Origin of the sequence: Leptolyngbya sp. 'hensonii' (assembly GCF_001939115.1) — a bacterium.
GTDB lineage: Bacteria > Cyanobacteriota > Cyanobacteriia.
This window is the reverse complement of the sequence record NZ_MQTZ01000049.1, coordinates 60614-76843: the sequence shown is the minus strand read 5'-3', so window position 1 is coordinate 76843 and position 16230 is coordinate 60614. Positions and strand designations below refer to the sequence as shown.

The window sequence follows — 16230 nt, the reverse complement described above, 5'->3', positions numbered from 1 at the left end:
TGCGGGGAGACTTTGTAACCGACTTCGCTCAGGGAGCAGACAGGTTAGGATCCTCCTGCTGGCTGAGCGGAGTCGAAGCCAGCAGGATATTCCCTATGCAGGCAAAGAACGATTGAACCTCAGGCCCCTATTTCCCGTCTAAAAGAGGACAAACTTGCTATTGTGATCCTGGAAGGGAATAGGGTACTTGCTATGGCTAAACGCAAGCTCAGGAGAGCGTCTCAGTATTTCTCTGGGATAGGAAATAACTATTACCAACTGCTGCAGCGATCGTTTCGGCGATCGCCCCGGCTGATTACCATGTTCCTGGCGATCTCTGTGCTCATGGCTCTGCTGGGGTTGTTGATTCCCCCTGGCAGTTCTCAAAGTGGTGGGATTAAACAGGCCCGGGTGACCGAAATCTTGGATGGGAGTCAGGTGTTCATCCAGAATCAGCCGGTCAAGCTCAATGCCGTGGCCGGGAAGGGGCAGCAGGTCCGAACTGGTAAGGCCAGGGCAGAGCTCACCTTTAATACGGGCGCGATCGGTCGTCTGGGGCAAAACTCAGCCCTGACCGTAGGGAACTCCTGCAATCAGTTGCAGCAGGGCAGTGTTCTGATCGAAGGGGCGGCCAATGGCTGCACCAAGTCTCTGGTGGCTGGCGTGCGGGGCACGGTCTATGTGATGGAAGTAGATGAAGCGGGCGAGGAATCAATTACGGTCTGCGATGGCGAGGTTGAAATTCGCCAGGCGGATGAACCCAACAAGACCTGGATCGTGAAACCAGGAGAACGCATTGGCATTGGTCGCGATCGTAAACTCAAACCCATTCGACGATTAGCTCAACAGGAATATGATCAGCTGCTGCAAGGTCAACTGTTCCGGCAGTATCGGCGAGAACTGCGAAAAACCAAAGAGATCCGCCGCTACTACCTGCAACTCTATAAGGGGGCCACATTCCCCCTCGATCGCAAACCAGTTCGCCCTCCTGTCCGGCCCCTGCAACGTCCCGGTACCCTTGTCCCCCGATGAACCCGGTTCCGATTATCGTGGCGGTTGGCAGGAGCGTCCCTGAGGGGTAGCATCCGGGTAGAAAGTGACGATCGCGCCCCGCTGCCGCACAAACACGGCTCTGAAGGATTGGCCAGAATCCGCGTCGGTCACCGGGTAGAGACAGGCCCCTTCCGTTTTGTCCTGGGCCTTAAAGGCGATGGTGGCGATTGTTAATAGCTCCTGGCCATCGGTCACGTAGGAGTACCCCTTCAAGCTATCCCGGATCAACTGGTTCCCTCGTTTGATGACGACACCCAGGGTATAAACCACCCCAGGCACCACTTCTTCCCGCCCGGTATTGTTGGGAAGGCGTCCTCCCATGCCTTCGGTCTGCAGTTGCAGATAGCGCCCCCGAAAATGGAGTCCCCCAATCTTCCGGGACCCGGAAATCTCTCCACAAAAGATGTGGACAAAAGCCTCTTGCTTAAACCAGATGCGGGTCAAATCCTCCAGGAACTCAGCATCCTGGCTGCGTCCCAAACTCAATTCGCCCCCTGTGGCCTGCTTGATTTGCCGAAATACGGTGGGATAGGATGCCATCAACTGGCGGAACCCCTGAGGTGAGACGGAGGAGCCGATCGGACCACACAGCTTGAGGATGGCTTGATCAAAGCCACTGACGGGGGGTGGGGGTGGGGTGATATCTACCCGTTGACTGGCCGGGAACCTGACTGAGATCGGGTTGTTAACCTGGTCAAAGAAGGGAAACCAGGGTGGATTAAACTGGGCCTGGATCATCGCTCGTTGCTGTGGGATTGTCTCCAACGGGTGTCCTGTGGAGATGGCTTGATCGGATTCACCTGTGGCAAGCAGGACGCAACTACCCAGCAATAGCCCCCCAAGGCTTTTGAGTTTGAATTGCAATGTCATCAGTTAACCCCCATGCCCCAAGTGACAATTATAGACCTGATCGCTGCAGCCCAAGCAGGTACAGCCGTGATCAGCTTTCCAACAGATACAGTCCCTGCGCTAGCCAGCCGACCCGATCGGGCCGATCTGATTTTTGCAACCAAACAGCGCGATCGCGGCAAGCCCCTGATTCTCATGGGGGCATCTCCCGCCGATCTGTGGCCCTATGTCCAGGGCGGTTCGGCAGAGCAGCAGTTATGGGAACAGGTAGCTGCCCAATACTGGCCCGGTCCCCTGACCCTGGTGCTCCCGGCCAGTTCCCTGGTACCTGCTGCCATGAACCCAACGGACCCCACCACGATCGGCATCCGGGTCCCCCATCACGAACTAGCCCGTCAGATTCTGGCAGGGACCGGTCCCCTGGCCACCACCAGCGCCAATCGATCGGGCCAGCCTGCGCTGGAAACCATGGCCGAGATTGCAGCCCAGTTTCCCCAGGTGCTGACGCCCCTGGAGGGGGAGCTAATGCCCGCAGATAGAGCCTCTGGGGTGCCTTCAACCGTGGTCCGCTGGACCGGGACAGGATGGGAAATTTTACGATCGGGGGTAATCAGGACTGAGGAGCTGCCCTATTTTCAGCGGAATTCCTGAGAGCTGTGCCATGATCTGGTATTAGATGGTAAGGCAAATCCGTGTAATTCCTCTGGCAAAACGTCTAGTCCCTACTACCAACACCACAGGCCAATCCTATGAAGCCACGCAGCACAAGACTTCCGGAAAACCTGTTCCCCTCCAAATCCTTCCTGGGTTTCCTGCTGTCGCTGGGAATGCTGACTCCTGGTCCGGGTATGGCCCAACCGATCGTCCCCGCAACCGATGGCATCGGAACGACTGTTACCCTCAACGGCAATGTCATTAATATCACTGGGGGGCAGGAGGCCGGAACCAACCTGTTCCAGAGCTTTCAACAGTTCGGTTTGGACCAGGGGCAGGTTGCCAACTTCCTGGCCAATCCTGGAATTCAAAATATCCTGGGCCGAGTCACGGGGGGAGATCCCTCGATCATTAACGGGTTGATTCAGGTGACGGGGAGTAATGCCAACCTGTATCTGATGAATCCGGCAGGAATTATCTTTGGTCCCACGGCAACGCTGAATGTGCCAGCGGCGTTTACGGCTACCACCGCCAGGGGAATTGGTTTTGGAGACCAGTGGTTTGGCCTGAACACCAGCCTGGATGCGCTCAAAACCCTGACAGGGTCTCCCAACGGGTTTGCCTTCACGACTGCCCAATCGGGGGCGATTGTCAATTCAGGTAATCTAACGGGGTCACCCGGATCTCAAATTACGCTGGTCGGTGGGTTGGTGGTGAACACGGGCACGATCGCCGCACCGGGCGGGACGGTGACAATCGCCGCTGTGCCTGGGGAAAGACTGGTTCGCATCACCCAGAGTGGCAGCCTGTTAAGTCTGGAGTTGCCGATCGGGACCAAAACCGCCCTGGATCCGGCATCGCCCTTAATGCCGCTGGCTCTGCCGCAACTGCTGACGGGGACTGGCATGGCTCAGGCGACGGGGTTGACCGTAAACCCAGATGGGACGGTGAGCCTGACTAGTTCCGGCATAGGCATCCCAACCACGGCAGGGACCACGATCGTCAGTGGCCAGATCTCTGTGGCCCTACCGGATGCTTCTGGGGTGCAGTTCAGTTCTGGCACTATCCCTGAGATTGTCCTGCTAGGGGATAAGGTAGGGCTGATGAGTGCCCAACTGGATGCCTCTGGTCCCAGTGGGGGCACAATTTTGATTGGTGGCGATGCTAAGGGACAGGGAACGGTGTCCAATGCCAGTCAGACTTTTGTTAGTCAAGACTCTGTGATTACGGCGAATGCCCTTCAGACTGGCAATGGGGGGAAGGTGATTGTCTGGGCTGATCAGGGCACCCAGTTCTATGGCACGATCGCAGCTAAAGGTGGTTCCCAGTCTGGTAATGGGGGCTTTGTTGAAGTCTCTGGCAAGCAGAGTCTGGTCTTCAAAGGCAAGGTGGATACTACCGCAGCCAATGGCATCACCGGCACCCTCCTGCTTGACCCGGCCAATATCCTGATTCAGGATGGCAACAATGATGGGAATGACAGTGCCGATGCAGCCAGTACTTCTTTCGTGGGTTCGCCTTCTGGTAATCTGGGGCAGGTTTTGGGTGCCGATGTTGATCCAACTGTCATCTTTGAATCAGAGCTGGAAGGGCTAGCTGGCAACACCAATGTCATTCTGGAAGCCACCAATGACATTACGATCGCAGATTTAGCCGATAACAATTTGGACTTCAATAATGGAGGAGGCACCATTACCTTCAAAGCCGATTCCGATGGCAATGGGGTGGGTAATTTTGTCATGAATGGTCTAAATGACACCATTAACGTGGCCGATCGCAGCCTCACCATTTCAGCCGTTAACATCACTGCAGGCAGCTTCACCGCCAACGATGGCAGCCTGTCCCTGGCGGCCAAAAACAATATCTCGGCCCAGAGCATCGGCAGCTTTGTCTTTACCAATTTTGTCAACGTCTCCCTCTCCAGCACCAGTGGGAACATCTCGTTCAATAACATCACCGCCGCCGGGAGTTCTACAGGGTCTGGCGGGACTGTCGTGGTTTCCGCACCCCAGGGAACAGTCCAGGTGGGAACAGCAACCAATCAGGGCTTCATCTCCGCCGGACAATCGAATAAGGTGACGGACAGTACGATCACGATTACAGCCGGAAAATTCAAGGCCATTAATCCGTTTAACAATCCTCAGGATTTAAATAGCAATCCTGCTCCCGTGAGTCTGATTGCCTTTCCAGCAGGAGTGGTTGATACGACCCCGCCCACGCCACCTCCACCGGCAAAATTCCAGCTCAGCTTTGCGGGTGATCCTCAAATCATTCAGGTCGGGACATCCGGCCCGGTTCTGATCAGTATTACCCTGACTCAGGACAAGGTCTTTAACGTGGGGACGGCGTTTAACCCGAATGATCCGGCCCAAAGTGGGCTGCAGGGAAGCATCGGCTTTGCTGCTAAATCCATTCCCCCTAATGTGCTGGTATTGCTCCAAAATAATTCCTTCAGTAGTACATTCACCCCCTCCTCACCCTCTCCTCTGGCAGTGGTCGATCAGGCTGCGGTCACGGCTGAACGATCGGCCCGTCAACAAGGCTCCACCACCGATCTGGCTGCCTGCCGCAGGTCTGATGCTGATGATGGCACCCTGCTGCAGGTCAGCAATGGGGCCACCGCAACACCTCCAACCGCCTCTAGTCAGGCCCGGGGCGAGGAGGATGCGGAAAAACTGGCTTGCAAGTGAGGGAGTGCTAGCATGAAACGGATTGACCTGGGTTGGATGGCCATGGGAGGGCTGGCGCTGGGAGTGGCTACGATCGTCCAGGCTCAGACCCTCTCCCCCGATCAACTGTTTCAGCAAGGAATCACCCAGTATCAGGCCCGACAGTTTGAGGCCGCGATCGTTAGCCTGCAACAGGCCCTCAACCTGTACCGGCAGCAGCAAAATCCCCAAGGGGAACTCCTGAGCCTGGAACTCATCGGTCTCAATTATCAGGCTCTGGGAGCACACAATCTGGCGATCGAGGCTTTTCAACAGGAGCTGAAATTAGCGGAAAAGTTGGGTAATCAGCAGATTCAGGCCAATATCTGGGGCAACCTGGGGGTCAGTTACTACGAGCGGGGTCAGTACAGTCTGGCCATGAACGCCTACGAGCGCAGTCGAGACCTGCGACAGTCCCTGGGCGATCGTCAGGGGCTTGGTCAGATTCTGGTTAATCTGGCCAATGTTCAGATTCAACTTGGCAACTACAAAGCCGCTGATGCCTTGCTCGGTCAGGCCTTGGCCCTTGCAACCCAGGTGAACGATCGGTTGAACCAGGCCCTGTTGCTGAATAGTCGGGGGACGATTGCCTCCAGCCAGGGCCAGTATGAGGATGCGGCCAGGCTGTATCGTCGGAGTCTGGCGATCGGGAATGAGCGTTTGGCAGACAAAAGCCTGGGAGCTGTGGATCAGATTCGCTTCCAACAGGTAAAAGCGAATGCCCTCAACAGTTTGGGTTCGATCGCCCAGTTCCAGAAGCAGTATGCTCAGGCGATTGACTCCTATCAGCAGGTGCTGGCGATCGCCCAAACGATTAAAGATAGCCGACTGGAGGCAGTTGCCCTGGGTAGTATTGGCTTGAGCTATCTCTTTCTCAATCAATATTCGCAAGCCCTGAAATACCAGCAACAAAGTTGGGAGGTCGTCAAAACAGTAGGCGATCGGGCCACGGAAGCCCTGGCTCTAAACAACTGGGGCTATACCCTGTGGCAGAGTGGCAAACTGGCGGAGGCGGAGCAAAAGTATCTGACGGCTCTGGACATCCTGGATTCCCTGCGCATGGATCTTACAGATCAGGATAAAGTTTCGATTTTCGATACCCAGGTGGAGATTTTCAGCCGACTCCAGCAAATCCAGGTGGCACTTAAGCAACCAGAGGCTGCTCTGGAAACTGCCGAACGGGGTCGGGCTAGGGCTTTTGTGGAGTTGTTATCCCGTCGCACCAGGGGGCAGGGTGCGGGGGCAATCCCAACCTCCCAGCTTCCCATTGCCCCGATCAACAGGGCTCAAATTCAGCAGATTGCCAGAGAGCGCCAGGCGACCCTGGTGGAGTATGCCATCATTACGGACGATCGGTTTCTGCGCCAGGGTAAGCGGCGAGGGGAGGATCGGGAACTCTTCATCTGGGTGGTGCCACCTTCTGGGAAAGTGGTTTTCCGCCGGGTTAATCTCACGGCTTCCCTGCCCCGTGGGAAAACGAAGCTGCTGCCCTCAGAGACAAAGCCAGTCTCCTTCAGCACGCTGATTGAGTCTGTCCGCTTGTCTATTGGGGTGGATACCCGGGGATTTTCCTTCCAGGAACAGCCAGAGGTAGCGACCCTCCAACCGGCGGCGGTCGTGAATCCAGAGTTACAAAAACTCCACCAGGTTCTGATTGCGCCGATCGCCGATCTGTTGCCTGAAGATCCCAAGCAGCCGATTGTTTTCATGCCCCAGCGGGATCTGTTTCTGGTTCCCTTCGCAGCGCTGCAGGATGAAGCCGGGAAATTCCTGATTGAGAGCCATACAATTCTGACCGCACCGGCCATCCAGATTCTGCAGTTAACCCCCCAACGCCCTGCTATTGCCCGGACCGGGGAGATGCTAGTGGTGGGTAATCCCACCATGCCGATCGTCCAGTTCGACCTGAACAGTCCAGCCAAACAGCTCACCAGTCTGCCAGGGGCTGAAAAAGAGGCGCAGACCATCGCTAAACTTCTGAACACCGAAGCCCTGACGGGCGATCGGGCCACGGAAGCTCTGGTGAAACAGCGGCTGTCCCAGGCGCGCATCATTCACCTGGCCACCCATGGGCTGCTCACCGATTTCTATGTCGATGGTGCGAAATCAGAAATTCCGGGGGCGATTGCCCTGGCACCTTCTGTCAGTGAGGATGGCCTGCTCTCAACCCAGGAAATTCTGGGGCTGACCCTGTCCCAGGCAGAACTGGTGGTGCTGAGTGCCTGTGATACAGGTGGCGGGGATACTACAGGAGATGGGGTGATTGGCCTGTCCCGCGCCTTGATCACGGCTGGGGTGCCCTCCGTGCTGGTCTCCCTCTGGAAGGTTCCCGATGAACCCACGGCCTTTCTAATGACCGAGTTCTATCGAAATCTGCTACAAAACCCTGACCGGGCTCAGGCCATGCGGCAAGCCATGTTGAAAACCTTGAAACAATATCCGGACCCCAAAGCCTGGGCGGCTTTTACCCTGATGGGGAATCCTCAGTAGCTCAGGTTCCATCCGATGCCAACGGCATTAATATACTGCTTAAAGCCCCTTAAAGTATCTAGCCACGGGGAAAAGCTCGAAACCTGCCTTTTCATAAGTGTGACGTGCTGGAGCATGACCAGAATCACCTCCCGTCTCAACCATCGCAATAGACATCCCAGCATCTTTCATCTGGGCTAAGGCAAATTCTATCAAAGCGCTACCAATGCCGTGACCTTGAAAATCTGGATCGACAGCAACCATATAGATTTCACCCATACTGTCTTCTGAGTGTAGTTTTATAGCAACAAAACCCACAGTAGAGCCTCCATCGATCGCAACCCATACCTGCGTGTCTTCCGCAGCACAGACATCCTCAACAGATTTTTGCTGACGCACTTGCCATTGATTGGGATAGAACGCCTGATATACATCAGCATTCATAATGCGCTGAAGTGAATCAAAGACTGGAGTCCATGCCCGAAGCGAAAGCCGAACAACAGCCTCAAGATGATGGGGGGTGTATGCTTCAATTTGCATTGTGATCTCACAACAAAAATCTGTGAACTTCGCCAAATATAGTACAAAGTACTACGAAACAATCCAACCGAATCAGCCGATCGATGCCTTCCTGTTGCTGCAGTGGACTTTCCTGTAACTCGCCTGGAACGCCCAGCATCTGTTCGAGAATTCGGTGCATTTTGTCAGTGGCTAGGTCTTGCCTCTGTCTAGCCCTGCTGTCTCCTGATCACAGCCGCTAGTCCTAGGATCCCTTCTCACGTTAAAATCAGTTCTCGCAGCACTCGGATACCCATCTCAATTGGGGCTATGATACCGCTTTATCCCCATAGGTGTTCCATGCAACGCCGTTGGACAGGCTTACGACGAAACCTCACCTTGAATTGTTATCTATGACCCAACCCTATCGAATCACATTGCTTCCCGGTGACGGTATTGGCCCCGAAATTATGGCGGTGGCCGTGGATGTGCTCCAGGTCATCGGCCAGCAGTTTGACCTGACGTTTGAGTTTCAGGAAGCCCTGATCGGGGGGGCAGCCATTGATGCTACTGGGGAACCCCTCCCGGCGGCCACCCTGGAAACCTGTCGTCGGAGTGATGCGGTGCTGTTGGCAGCGATCGGTGGCTATCAGTGGGATACCCTGCCCCGCCACCTGCGCCCGGAGACGGGTTTGCTGGGGCTGAGATCGGGCTTGGGCCTGTTCGCAAACTTACGTCCGGCCAAAATTTTGCCTCAACTGATCGATGCCTCATCCCTGAAACGGGAGGTGGTGGAAGGGGTGGATATTATGGTGGTGCGAGAGCTGACGGGTGGGATTTACTTCGGCCAGCCCAGAGGTGTATTTGCCACCGAGTCTGGGGAGAAACGGGGGGTGAACACCATGGCTTATACCGAGTCTGAAATCGATCGTATCGGTCGTGTGGCCTTTGAGACAGCTCGGAAGCGAGGCAAGAAGCTCTGTTCGGTGGATAAGGCCAACGTGCTGGAGGTGTCCCAGTTCTGGCGCGATCGGATCACCCAACTGGCGTCCGACTATCCCGATGTGGAGCTGACCCACCTGTATGTGGACAACGCTGCCATGCAACTGGTGCGCTGGCCCAAACAATTTGACACGATCGTAACCAGCAATCTGTTTGGGGATATTCTTTCCGACGCAGCGGCTATGCTGACCGGCAGTATTGGCATGTTGCCTTCGGCCAGTCTTGGGGCCAGGGGGCCTGGGGTGTATGAGCCGGTGCACGGATCTGCGCCAGATATTGCGGGGCAGGATAAGGCCAATCCTCTGGCCCAGGTGCTGAGTGCGGCGATGATGCTGCGCTATGGGTTGAATCAACCCGCAGCAGCAGATCGGATTGAACAGGCGGTGCTGCAGGTCCTGGAACAGGGCGATCGGACGGGAGATATTATGTCCGAAGGCAAGAATTTATTGGGTTGCAAGGCTATGGGCGCAGCCCTGATCCAGAAGCTGATTATTTCATAAATTTCTAATCATCTTTTGATAATCTTGGCTTCACAATTCTATTAGGACAGCATGTGGTGGTTCTTACTTAAGTGAAGTCACGGGGAAAACCAGTTACCCTTCACTGAGGGGCCACTGCCCCTACCCTCCAGGGGGCAGAAAACCGCTATATTTTTCCCGCCAACATAGAATTAATCTGGGTTGAGCCCATGCAAAAACCGCTCGTCAGTTTGCATCTACCAGCATCTTTGAGTACATTGACCGCGTTGTCCCTATCCCTGATGGCAGGAATGACGGTTCTGGCAACACGAGTCCAAGCCCTCACCTTTAACTTCATCTACGATCCCACCCTTGATCCCAATGCCCTTGCTGGCTTTCAGGCTGCGGGTCAGATCTGGTCTTCATACCTTTTGGATGATGTCACCGTCAACCTCGAAATCGGCTTCAGTGACCTGGGGACTGATGTGCTGGCTCAGGCTAGTTCGATCGAGTCCCTTTATTCCTATACGGCATTCAGGCAGGCCCTGTTTGACGATATAACCTCGGATCAGGATGCGATCGCGGTCAGTAGCCTGGCCAACGGCCCTAGTATTGATCTGCTGATCAATGGAACTGCCGATAATCCGGCGGGGCCTGGGAGTCTGCTTCCCTATGTGGATAATGATGGTGGGACGAATAATAGCTTGATTAGCCTGACGAATGCGAATGCGAAAGCGCTGGGGCTGCTGGATGCCAATGGGACGGCGATTGATGCCAGTATCACCTTTAGCAGTGCGTTCAACTGGGATTTTGATCGGAGTGATGGCATTACGCTAGATGTGTTTGATTTTGTTGGCATTGCGGTTCATGAAATTGGTCACGCTCTGGGGTTTCTCAGTGGGGTTGAGGCCCTGGATACGAATCTCTCCAATCCCAATGGCCCTTTCTCCGATGACGCTTTCCAGTTTGTCACTCCGCTGGATCTATTCCGTTATTCAACCCAAAGCACAACTGCAGGGGTCGTGGATTGGACGGCAGACAATCGGGATAAGTATTTTTCCCTGGATCAAGGGGTTACATCCCTGGGAGGATTCTCCACGGGGTCTGATTTTGGGGATGGCCAGCAATCCAGTCACTGGAAAGATAGTCTGGGCCTAGGGATTATGGACCCGACGATCGCCCCTGGGGAACTGGCAGAAGTTACTGATCTCGATCTGCTAGCATTTGATGTCATTGGATGGGATGAAGCGGAACCCCCAAAATCGGTCCCAGAGGGGATGCCTCTGTTGGGATTGTGGGGGGTTGGTATGCTATTTCTACAGCAGAAAGCACGCCAGTTCTTGCCGTGACTTCAGGGGAGCAATACAAATAGTGGCTAAACGGCGCTATCCCTGCTAAAAATGTGCTAAGAATTTTCCGTTCTGTTCCTATTCCACGATCGACTAGAGTTTAGCTCATCAAGCTTAGAGGGAAAGTAGTGGTACATGTTACGCAGCAGCGATTAGAGATTCCATCACAAAAACCTGCCGGGACAACGGACATCGGTCTGATGGATCCGTCGATTGTGTTTGCCGCCCGAGAAATCTATCGTATTTATCGGGAAACACATCCAACTCGGACACAGCCGCCCCTGGGGGTGGCCGTTAATCAGTACACGCTTCGGGGTAAGTTAATCCTCAACCGGAAGCCGATTTTATTGCCTCAAGAACGCTTTGTGCCCTTTACCCAGCTTGAGGAAGCGAGTTAGGGGATCGGTGGAGACCTTATTTCTCCTGATCATTGGCCTTTTTGTCTTTGCCCTTGGCTCGGCCATTGGTAGTTTTCTTAATGTCGTGATTTATCGCATTCCATCCGGGCTGTCCCTACTCTGGCCTCCCTCTCGATGTCCGGTCTGTTTGCATCGATTGGGTCGTTCTGAAAATGTGCCAGTTTTGGGGTGGCTCTGGCTGAAAGGTCGCTGCAAAAACTGTAGAACTCGTATTTCTGTCCGTTACCCCTGCATTGAAGCTGCAACGGGATGCCTGTTTGTTCTGGTCTACTGGCAAACTGCGCTGTCCCAGGAAGCCCTGCTGCCCCTGAAAACGCTGGTTATCTGGGTCTTCGCGAGCTGGTTGCTGGCTCTGGCCATGATTGACCTCGATACCATGACCTTGCCCCATGTGCTGACCAAGTGGGGATTGCTGGTGGGGCTTTTATCCCAGGCGATCGCAGGGCTGGCTGCTGGTGGCTGGGCTGGCTGTATCACCCACCTGATGACGGGGATTGGGGGGGCTGTAGTTGGGATCTGGTTGCTGGATATCGTGACGATCGTCGGGTCGATCGCCTTCGCTAAGCCTGCTATGGGGGGGGGCGATGCCAAGCTGGCCGCCATGATGGGAGCCTGGTTGGGCTGGAAGCTTTTTCTGCTGGCAGGTTTTCTGGCCTGTGCCGGGGGAGCGTTTCTGGGGGGTGGGGCGATCGCCCTGGGCTGGTTAAATCGAGGGCAGCCCTTCCCTTTTGGGCCGTTTCTGGCCCTGGGTGCATTCATAGCTGCCCTCTGGGGTGAACAGTTGGTGGCAGTTTATCTGCGAGTCTTTTTCCCAACCCTATGACGGGGCCATTTCCCGCTTGCGATACGAACGGCAAGGGGTGCCCCAGCAGATTTGACCTGCAGGCATATCAGTGAACACGCTGCTGCGAGCCCCAATCACTGCATTGGCCCCAATTTGGACACCAGGCCCTACGAAGCAGTCGGTTGCAACCCAGACTCCATTCCCGATCGCAATCGGTTGGGTGATCAGTGGAAAGGCTGGATGATGAATGTCGTGACTGCCCGTACAGAGGTAGCTTTTCTGGGAGATGACGCAGTGGGCTCCAATCCAGATACGGTTCAGGCTATAGAGAACCACATCATCACCAATCCAGCTATAGTCCCCAATCTCTACTTTCCAGGGATAGGTAATCCGGGCCGTGGGGCGGATGACCACCCCACGGCCCACTTTGGCTCCAAAGAGCCGGAGTAAGGCTCGTCGGGGGGCATGGTGGGCATGCAGGGTGAGGGGAAATACGATCGCCTGCACCAGCCACCAGAGCAGGACATACCAGCCAGGGCGTCCCCGATCGAAGCCCGGCTGATAATAGTTGCGCAGATCCACTACAGCAGCAGCGGTCAGATCAACAGCAGTGGGGGGGGGAGACGTTGGAAGCTCTTCTGACATCGCTGATAGGTCCACTTAAGGAACAGCTTGCTTCTCGACCTGCGGGATGGCTGGAGGCGCAACTGGAGCCGTGACGGCGGTATTCAACTGGCCACCACAATAGCGGAGTTCGTATAACTTGACCCCAATCTGATACTCATACTGGCTCAAAAGCCTGCCATAGATATAACCGGCCCTGCCATCCAGAAAGCCCAGACGAATAATGTAAAACAGGATGAATCGTAACATGGGCTTGAAGGGTAACCGCACCCAGATGGTTTTCAGGAAGCGTTTACGTTGCACGGCATCTCCAAACAGATTGGCCCCGATTGACCCGGTCTCATCCTTACCAGTCAATAAATTCAGGTAGACCCGGGCCTCCCAGTTGGAATACCGATTGTGCCGCTCTAGCCAGTGGTAAATATCCCGGTAGTCCTCATGGAGCATGTCTTCCTTCAGGTAACCGACTTTGCCCTGCAAAATGACATGCTCATGGACTTCGTTATCCCCTGTATTCCGGATCTCCTCCGTATTCAGGTTCTCATAACGACCGGCCTGGTGTTTGAACAGGCGCAGGTTCCAGTCCGGATATTTGCCACCATGCCGAATCCATTTCCCTAAAAAGAAAACCCGGCGATTCAAGAAGTAGCCATTGAAGGCTGGGTTCTGGATGGCCGTTGCGATTTCCTCCCAGAGTTCGGGGGTGATGCGTTCATCACAGTCCACAATCAGAATCCACTCATTGCGGAAGGGAAGATTTTCCAGGGACCAGTTCTTCTTTTTCGGCCAGCGGCCATTGAAGTGAAACTGAACCACTTGAGCCCCATAGCGCTCGGCAATTTCACCGGTACGATCGCTACTTTGGGAGTCCACCACAAAGACTTCATCTGCCCTGGCGACACTGGTCAGGCAGGCTGGGAGATTCAGCTCTTCATTCTTAGCAGGAATCAGTACAGAAACCGGAATTTTGGACATGGCGGCTCCTATCACTGTTTGGCCCGGGTTGGTTTCCACAGTACACCTTTAATCACAGCACTTAAGTAACCGAGCTGACCGTAGGCGTAGACGAGCTTATCGAAGCTGTGTGCCGGGTCCCCGGAGTATTGTACCCACTTGTAGAGTCCCCGTAACAGCCGCTCTCCGCCCCTGGTCAGTTGGATCGGACCATCCCGACCCGCCAGTTGCTCTCGATAGCATTCACTGATCCCCTGCCACCAGCTCCGGCGGAAAAACCAGGATCGTTCCAGCCTTTCCGGGGCGACATTGTGAGCCACCAGAGCCTGGGGTAGGTAGGCGACCTGCCAACCCAACTCCAGAGCCTTCTCGGTCATTTGTAACTCTTCGTTAGATAGTAAGTTTTTTCCCACTCGGCCCAGGTTGGTATCAAATCCCCCTACCTGATCTAAAAAGCTGCGACGCAGGGAGTAGTTTAATCCCCGTGGGGTTAAGCCGGGTTCTGTAATCGAGAGCACTTGATCCCCCAGATCGTAGTACCCCAGGTTGCCAGATAGATTCAAAGAGAGCCAGGGGGGAGGGGTGACACCGGGAGGCCAAAGGAGGGTGACTTTCCCGCCTGCGATCGCCAGTCGCTCATTCTCCCCATAGGCCTTGACCAGAACCTGAAGCCACTGGGGAGAAGCGACGGCATCATCATCCAGATAGGCCAGAATGGGGGCAATAGCGGTATGGGCTCCCGTATTGCGGGCTACCGAGAGTCCGACGGTGGCTTCGTAAATATATTGCAGTTTGGGATGGGGCAGCCGACTTTCCACTACAGCCCGGGTGCGATCGGTGGAAGCGTTATCGACTACGATGACCTCAAAGGCTGAAAAATCCTGGTGCAGCAGGCTGTCGATCGCAGCGCCCAGGTAATGATCCCGATTATGGGTACAGATAATAGCCGAGATTTGAGGATCGGGCATATCTTAAGAGGAATGGAAATGAGGCCAGAGAAATAGGATTCGATGTCTTCCCCACATACTCTATCCTGTCTGAGCCTGACTGGTCAGGATGGTTATGCCTGTTCGGGCCAGGTGGGACAGCAGGGATGCTCCTGTACCGATCGGATTGTTCAGACCTGGTTACAGATCCTTCTGGAATCGCTCCAGGATATCGATCAAGGTCACCTGGCACTGCATCGGGAGCAGATCCACGAGAGGAATCTCTTTCTTGCCGCCGCCAATTTTGACGGGAATGGTGCTTAAGATTCGGATGACCTGATCCTCCTGAATGGGGCCAGCAGCTAAGAGGGGATACAATTGTTCAGCCAGAGGGGTATGGAGTTTGGCATTCTCCAGATGGAGATGCCACTTGGCAATATCCAGATAGATATTTTCGCCAAGCTCAGCGGCGAGAGCTTCCAGCAGTTCAGTCGTGTTCGATCGTGCCATCGTCAGACCTCCGAGGGTGAATTAATCAGCAGAGCTAGTGTTCCGTCAGGAAGATTTTGACGGGTCGAAGACCCGCAAAATTTAACCCCAATCAACAACCTGGATTTTGGCTACCCGTCAATCATTGATTGACTTACCACGAGTCGGGGGGCTATCTGGGGGAGCCCCCATCTCGACGGCAGCATAGGAGTAGTCAGCTACCTTGAAAATATAGACCGCATGCAGGAACAGGATGAATAACCAGCCTCCCGTAATCCAGGGGGTGATCGGCCAGATAGCGGCAGTATTTCCAGCATGGTTAAGAAGCTGGAAGAACCACAGACCAGAATTGGTTACCGCAAAAAGGGCAACATGGACAGCAAAGTTCATCCGATCGTCTAACCGGCGATAGGCTGGGTCTTTGCGATCGGGTTGACGGGGCCAGCGAGGAGGCATAAGGATCCACTCAGTAAATACAAGCTGACTCCAATCTATAGCAATTCTCCATCAGGTGATATACGTCTCAGGGGTCTGCGGGCTGGCAGCTTCCTGGAGCGCTTTGACCTGTGCTCTCAGTTGTCGGAGCTCTGTCATAGCCTGATGGGTCTGTAAAATGCGCTGAACGCGGCGGCGGAGGACAGGCCACTGAATGGGTTTGGTGACAAAATCAATTGCCCCGGCTGCAAAGGCTCGGTCTACGGATTCACAGTCAGACAGGGCTGTGATCATCAGAATCGGAGGGCAGCGATCGGCCAGACGCGCCTGAAGCTGGTTACAACAGGCAAACCCATCCAGATCGGGCATGACGGCATCCAGCAAAATTAAATCTGGCAGGTGTTGCTCACAGAGGGCCAGGCAGGATTCTCCGCTGCTGGCCTCCTGCACCTGGTAGCCTTCTGTTTCCATGGCTCGACAGAGCAACAGGCGCAGGTTTCGTTCGTCGTCCACTACGAGCACAGTCAATGTCTTCGGTTCAAAGGAAGAAAAATTCATCAGAAGATTTAAAATAAAGGAC

16 protein-coding genes are annotated in these 16230 nt (G+C 54.7%); 8 read left to right on the top strand and 8 right to left on the bottom strand.

All coding sequences use genetic code 11. From position 1 onward, the window contains the following. Positions 1 to 192 precede the first annotated feature (192 nt). The gene (locus BST81_RS21075; protein WP_075600486.1) at positions 193 to 1011 is read left to right on the top strand and encodes a FecR domain-containing protein; all 819 of its coding nucleotides are present in this window, start codon (positions 193 to 195) and stop codon (positions 1009 to 1011) included. A gap of 12 nt (positions 1012 to 1023) precedes the next feature. Here BST81_RS21075 and BST81_RS21070 read toward each other — a convergent pair whose 3' ends face one another. Then, positions 1024 to 1902 carry an EndoU domain-containing protein gene (locus tag BST81_RS21070; RefSeq protein WP_216351413.1) on the bottom strand — a complete coding sequence of 293 codons (879 nt, stop codon included), beginning with the start codon at positions 1900 to 1902 and terminating at the stop codon, positions 1024 to 1026. 12 nt (positions 1903 to 1914) lie between these two features. On the opposite strand from BST81_RS21070, the gene BST81_RS21065 reads away from it, so the two are divergent. The 3 genes from BST81_RS21065 to BST81_RS21055 all read left to right on the top strand — a co-directional run bounded on the left by BST81_RS21065 (position 1915) and on the right by BST81_RS21055 (position 7733). Further along, complete coding sequence (locus BST81_RS21065) at positions 1915 to 2532, top strand: L-threonylcarbamoyladenylate synthase (RefSeq protein WP_075600484.1); 618 nt, start codon at positions 1915 to 1917, stop codon at positions 2530 to 2532. A gap of 98 nt (positions 2533 to 2630) precedes the next feature. Further along, positions 2631 to 5225: a filamentous hemagglutinin N-terminal domain-containing protein gene (locus BST81_RS21060; RefSeq protein WP_075600483.1), complete on the top strand. Its 2595-nt coding sequence runs from the start codon at positions 2631 to 2633 to the stop codon at positions 5223 to 5225. 12 nt (positions 5226 to 5237) lie between these two features. Further along, a complete protein-coding gene (locus tag BST81_RS21055) occupies positions 5238 to 7733 on the top strand; it encodes a CHAT domain-containing tetratricopeptide repeat protein (protein ID WP_075600482.1) in 2496 nt (831 codons plus the stop codon). A 39-nt stretch (positions 7734 to 7772) separates the two neighbouring features. Here the strand turns inward: BST81_RS21055 and BST81_RS21050 are convergent, their stop codons facing one another. Continuing rightward, positions 7773 to 8252 carry a GNAT family N-acetyltransferase gene (locus tag BST81_RS21050; RefSeq protein WP_075600481.1) on the bottom strand — a complete coding sequence of 160 codons (480 nt, stop codon included), beginning with the start codon at positions 8250 to 8252 and terminating at the stop codon, positions 7773 to 7775. Between the two features lie 371 nt (positions 8253 to 8623). Between BST81_RS21050 and leuB the strand changes: the two genes are divergently transcribed. The 4 genes from leuB (at position 8624) to BST81_RS21030 (ending at position 12261) form a co-directional block, all read left to right on the top strand. After that, complete coding sequence (leuB, locus tag BST81_RS21045) at positions 8624 to 9712, top strand: 3-isopropylmalate dehydrogenase (RefSeq protein ID WP_075600480.1); 1089 nt, start codon at positions 8624 to 8626, stop codon at positions 9710 to 9712. Between the two features lie 188 nt (positions 9713 to 9900). Further along, entirely contained in the window at positions 9901 to 11019 is a 1119-nt protein-coding gene (locus tag BST81_RS21040) for an NF038122 family metalloprotease (RefSeq protein ID WP_143780440.1), read from the top strand. A gap of 128 nt (positions 11020 to 11147) precedes the next feature. Next, positions 11148 to 11417 carry a hypothetical protein gene (locus BST81_RS21035; protein ID WP_075600479.1) on the top strand — a complete coding sequence of 90 codons (270 nt, stop codon included), beginning with the start codon at positions 11148 to 11150 and terminating at the stop codon, positions 11415 to 11417. 7 nt (positions 11418 to 11424) lie between these two features. Next, positions 11425 to 12261 carry an A24 family peptidase gene (locus tag BST81_RS21030; protein WP_075600478.1) on the top strand — a complete coding sequence of 279 codons (837 nt, stop codon included), beginning with the start codon at positions 11425 to 11427 and terminating at the stop codon, positions 12259 to 12261. On the opposite strand, the gene hpsU is transcribed toward BST81_RS21030, so the two are convergent. The 6 genes from hpsU to BST81_RS21000 form a co-directional block, all read right to left on the bottom strand. Further along, on the bottom strand, positions 12256 to 12867 hold the full coding sequence (gene hpsU, locus BST81_RS21025) for a hormogonium polysaccharide biosynthesis acetyltransferase HpsU (RefSeq protein ID WP_083636984.1): 612 nt from the start codon (positions 12865 to 12867) through the stop codon (positions 12256 to 12258). The two genes, BST81_RS21030 and hpsU, sit on opposite strands and share 6 nt — an antisense overlap. 15 nt (positions 12868 to 12882) lie before the next feature. After that, the gene (locus tag BST81_RS21020; protein ID WP_075600477.1) at positions 12883 to 13821 is read right to left on the bottom strand and encodes a glycosyltransferase family 2 protein; all 939 of its coding nucleotides are present in this window, start codon (positions 13819 to 13821) and stop codon (positions 12883 to 12885) included. An 11-nt stretch (positions 13822 to 13832) separates the two neighbouring features. Continuing rightward, positions 13833 to 14768: a glycosyltransferase family 2 protein gene (locus BST81_RS21015; RefSeq protein ID WP_075600476.1), complete on the bottom strand. Its 936-nt coding sequence runs from the start codon at positions 14766 to 14768 to the stop codon at positions 13833 to 13835. Positions 14769 to 14927: 159 nt separating this feature from the next. After that, entirely contained in the window at positions 14928 to 15236 is a 309-nt protein-coding gene (locus BST81_RS21010) for a DUF3181 family protein (RefSeq protein WP_075600475.1), read from the bottom strand. 117 nt (positions 15237 to 15353) lie between these two features. Further along, positions 15354 to 15671, bottom strand: a complete 318-nt coding sequence (locus BST81_RS21005) for a 2TM domain-containing protein (protein WP_075600474.1) — start codon at positions 15669 to 15671, stop codon at positions 15354 to 15356. 51 nt (positions 15672 to 15722) lie between these two features. Then, positions 15723 to 16208: a response regulator gene (locus tag BST81_RS21000; RefSeq protein WP_075600473.1), complete on the bottom strand. Its 486-nt coding sequence runs from the start codon at positions 16206 to 16208 to the stop codon at positions 15723 to 15725. Between the last annotated feature and the right edge of the window lie 22 nt (positions 16209 to 16230).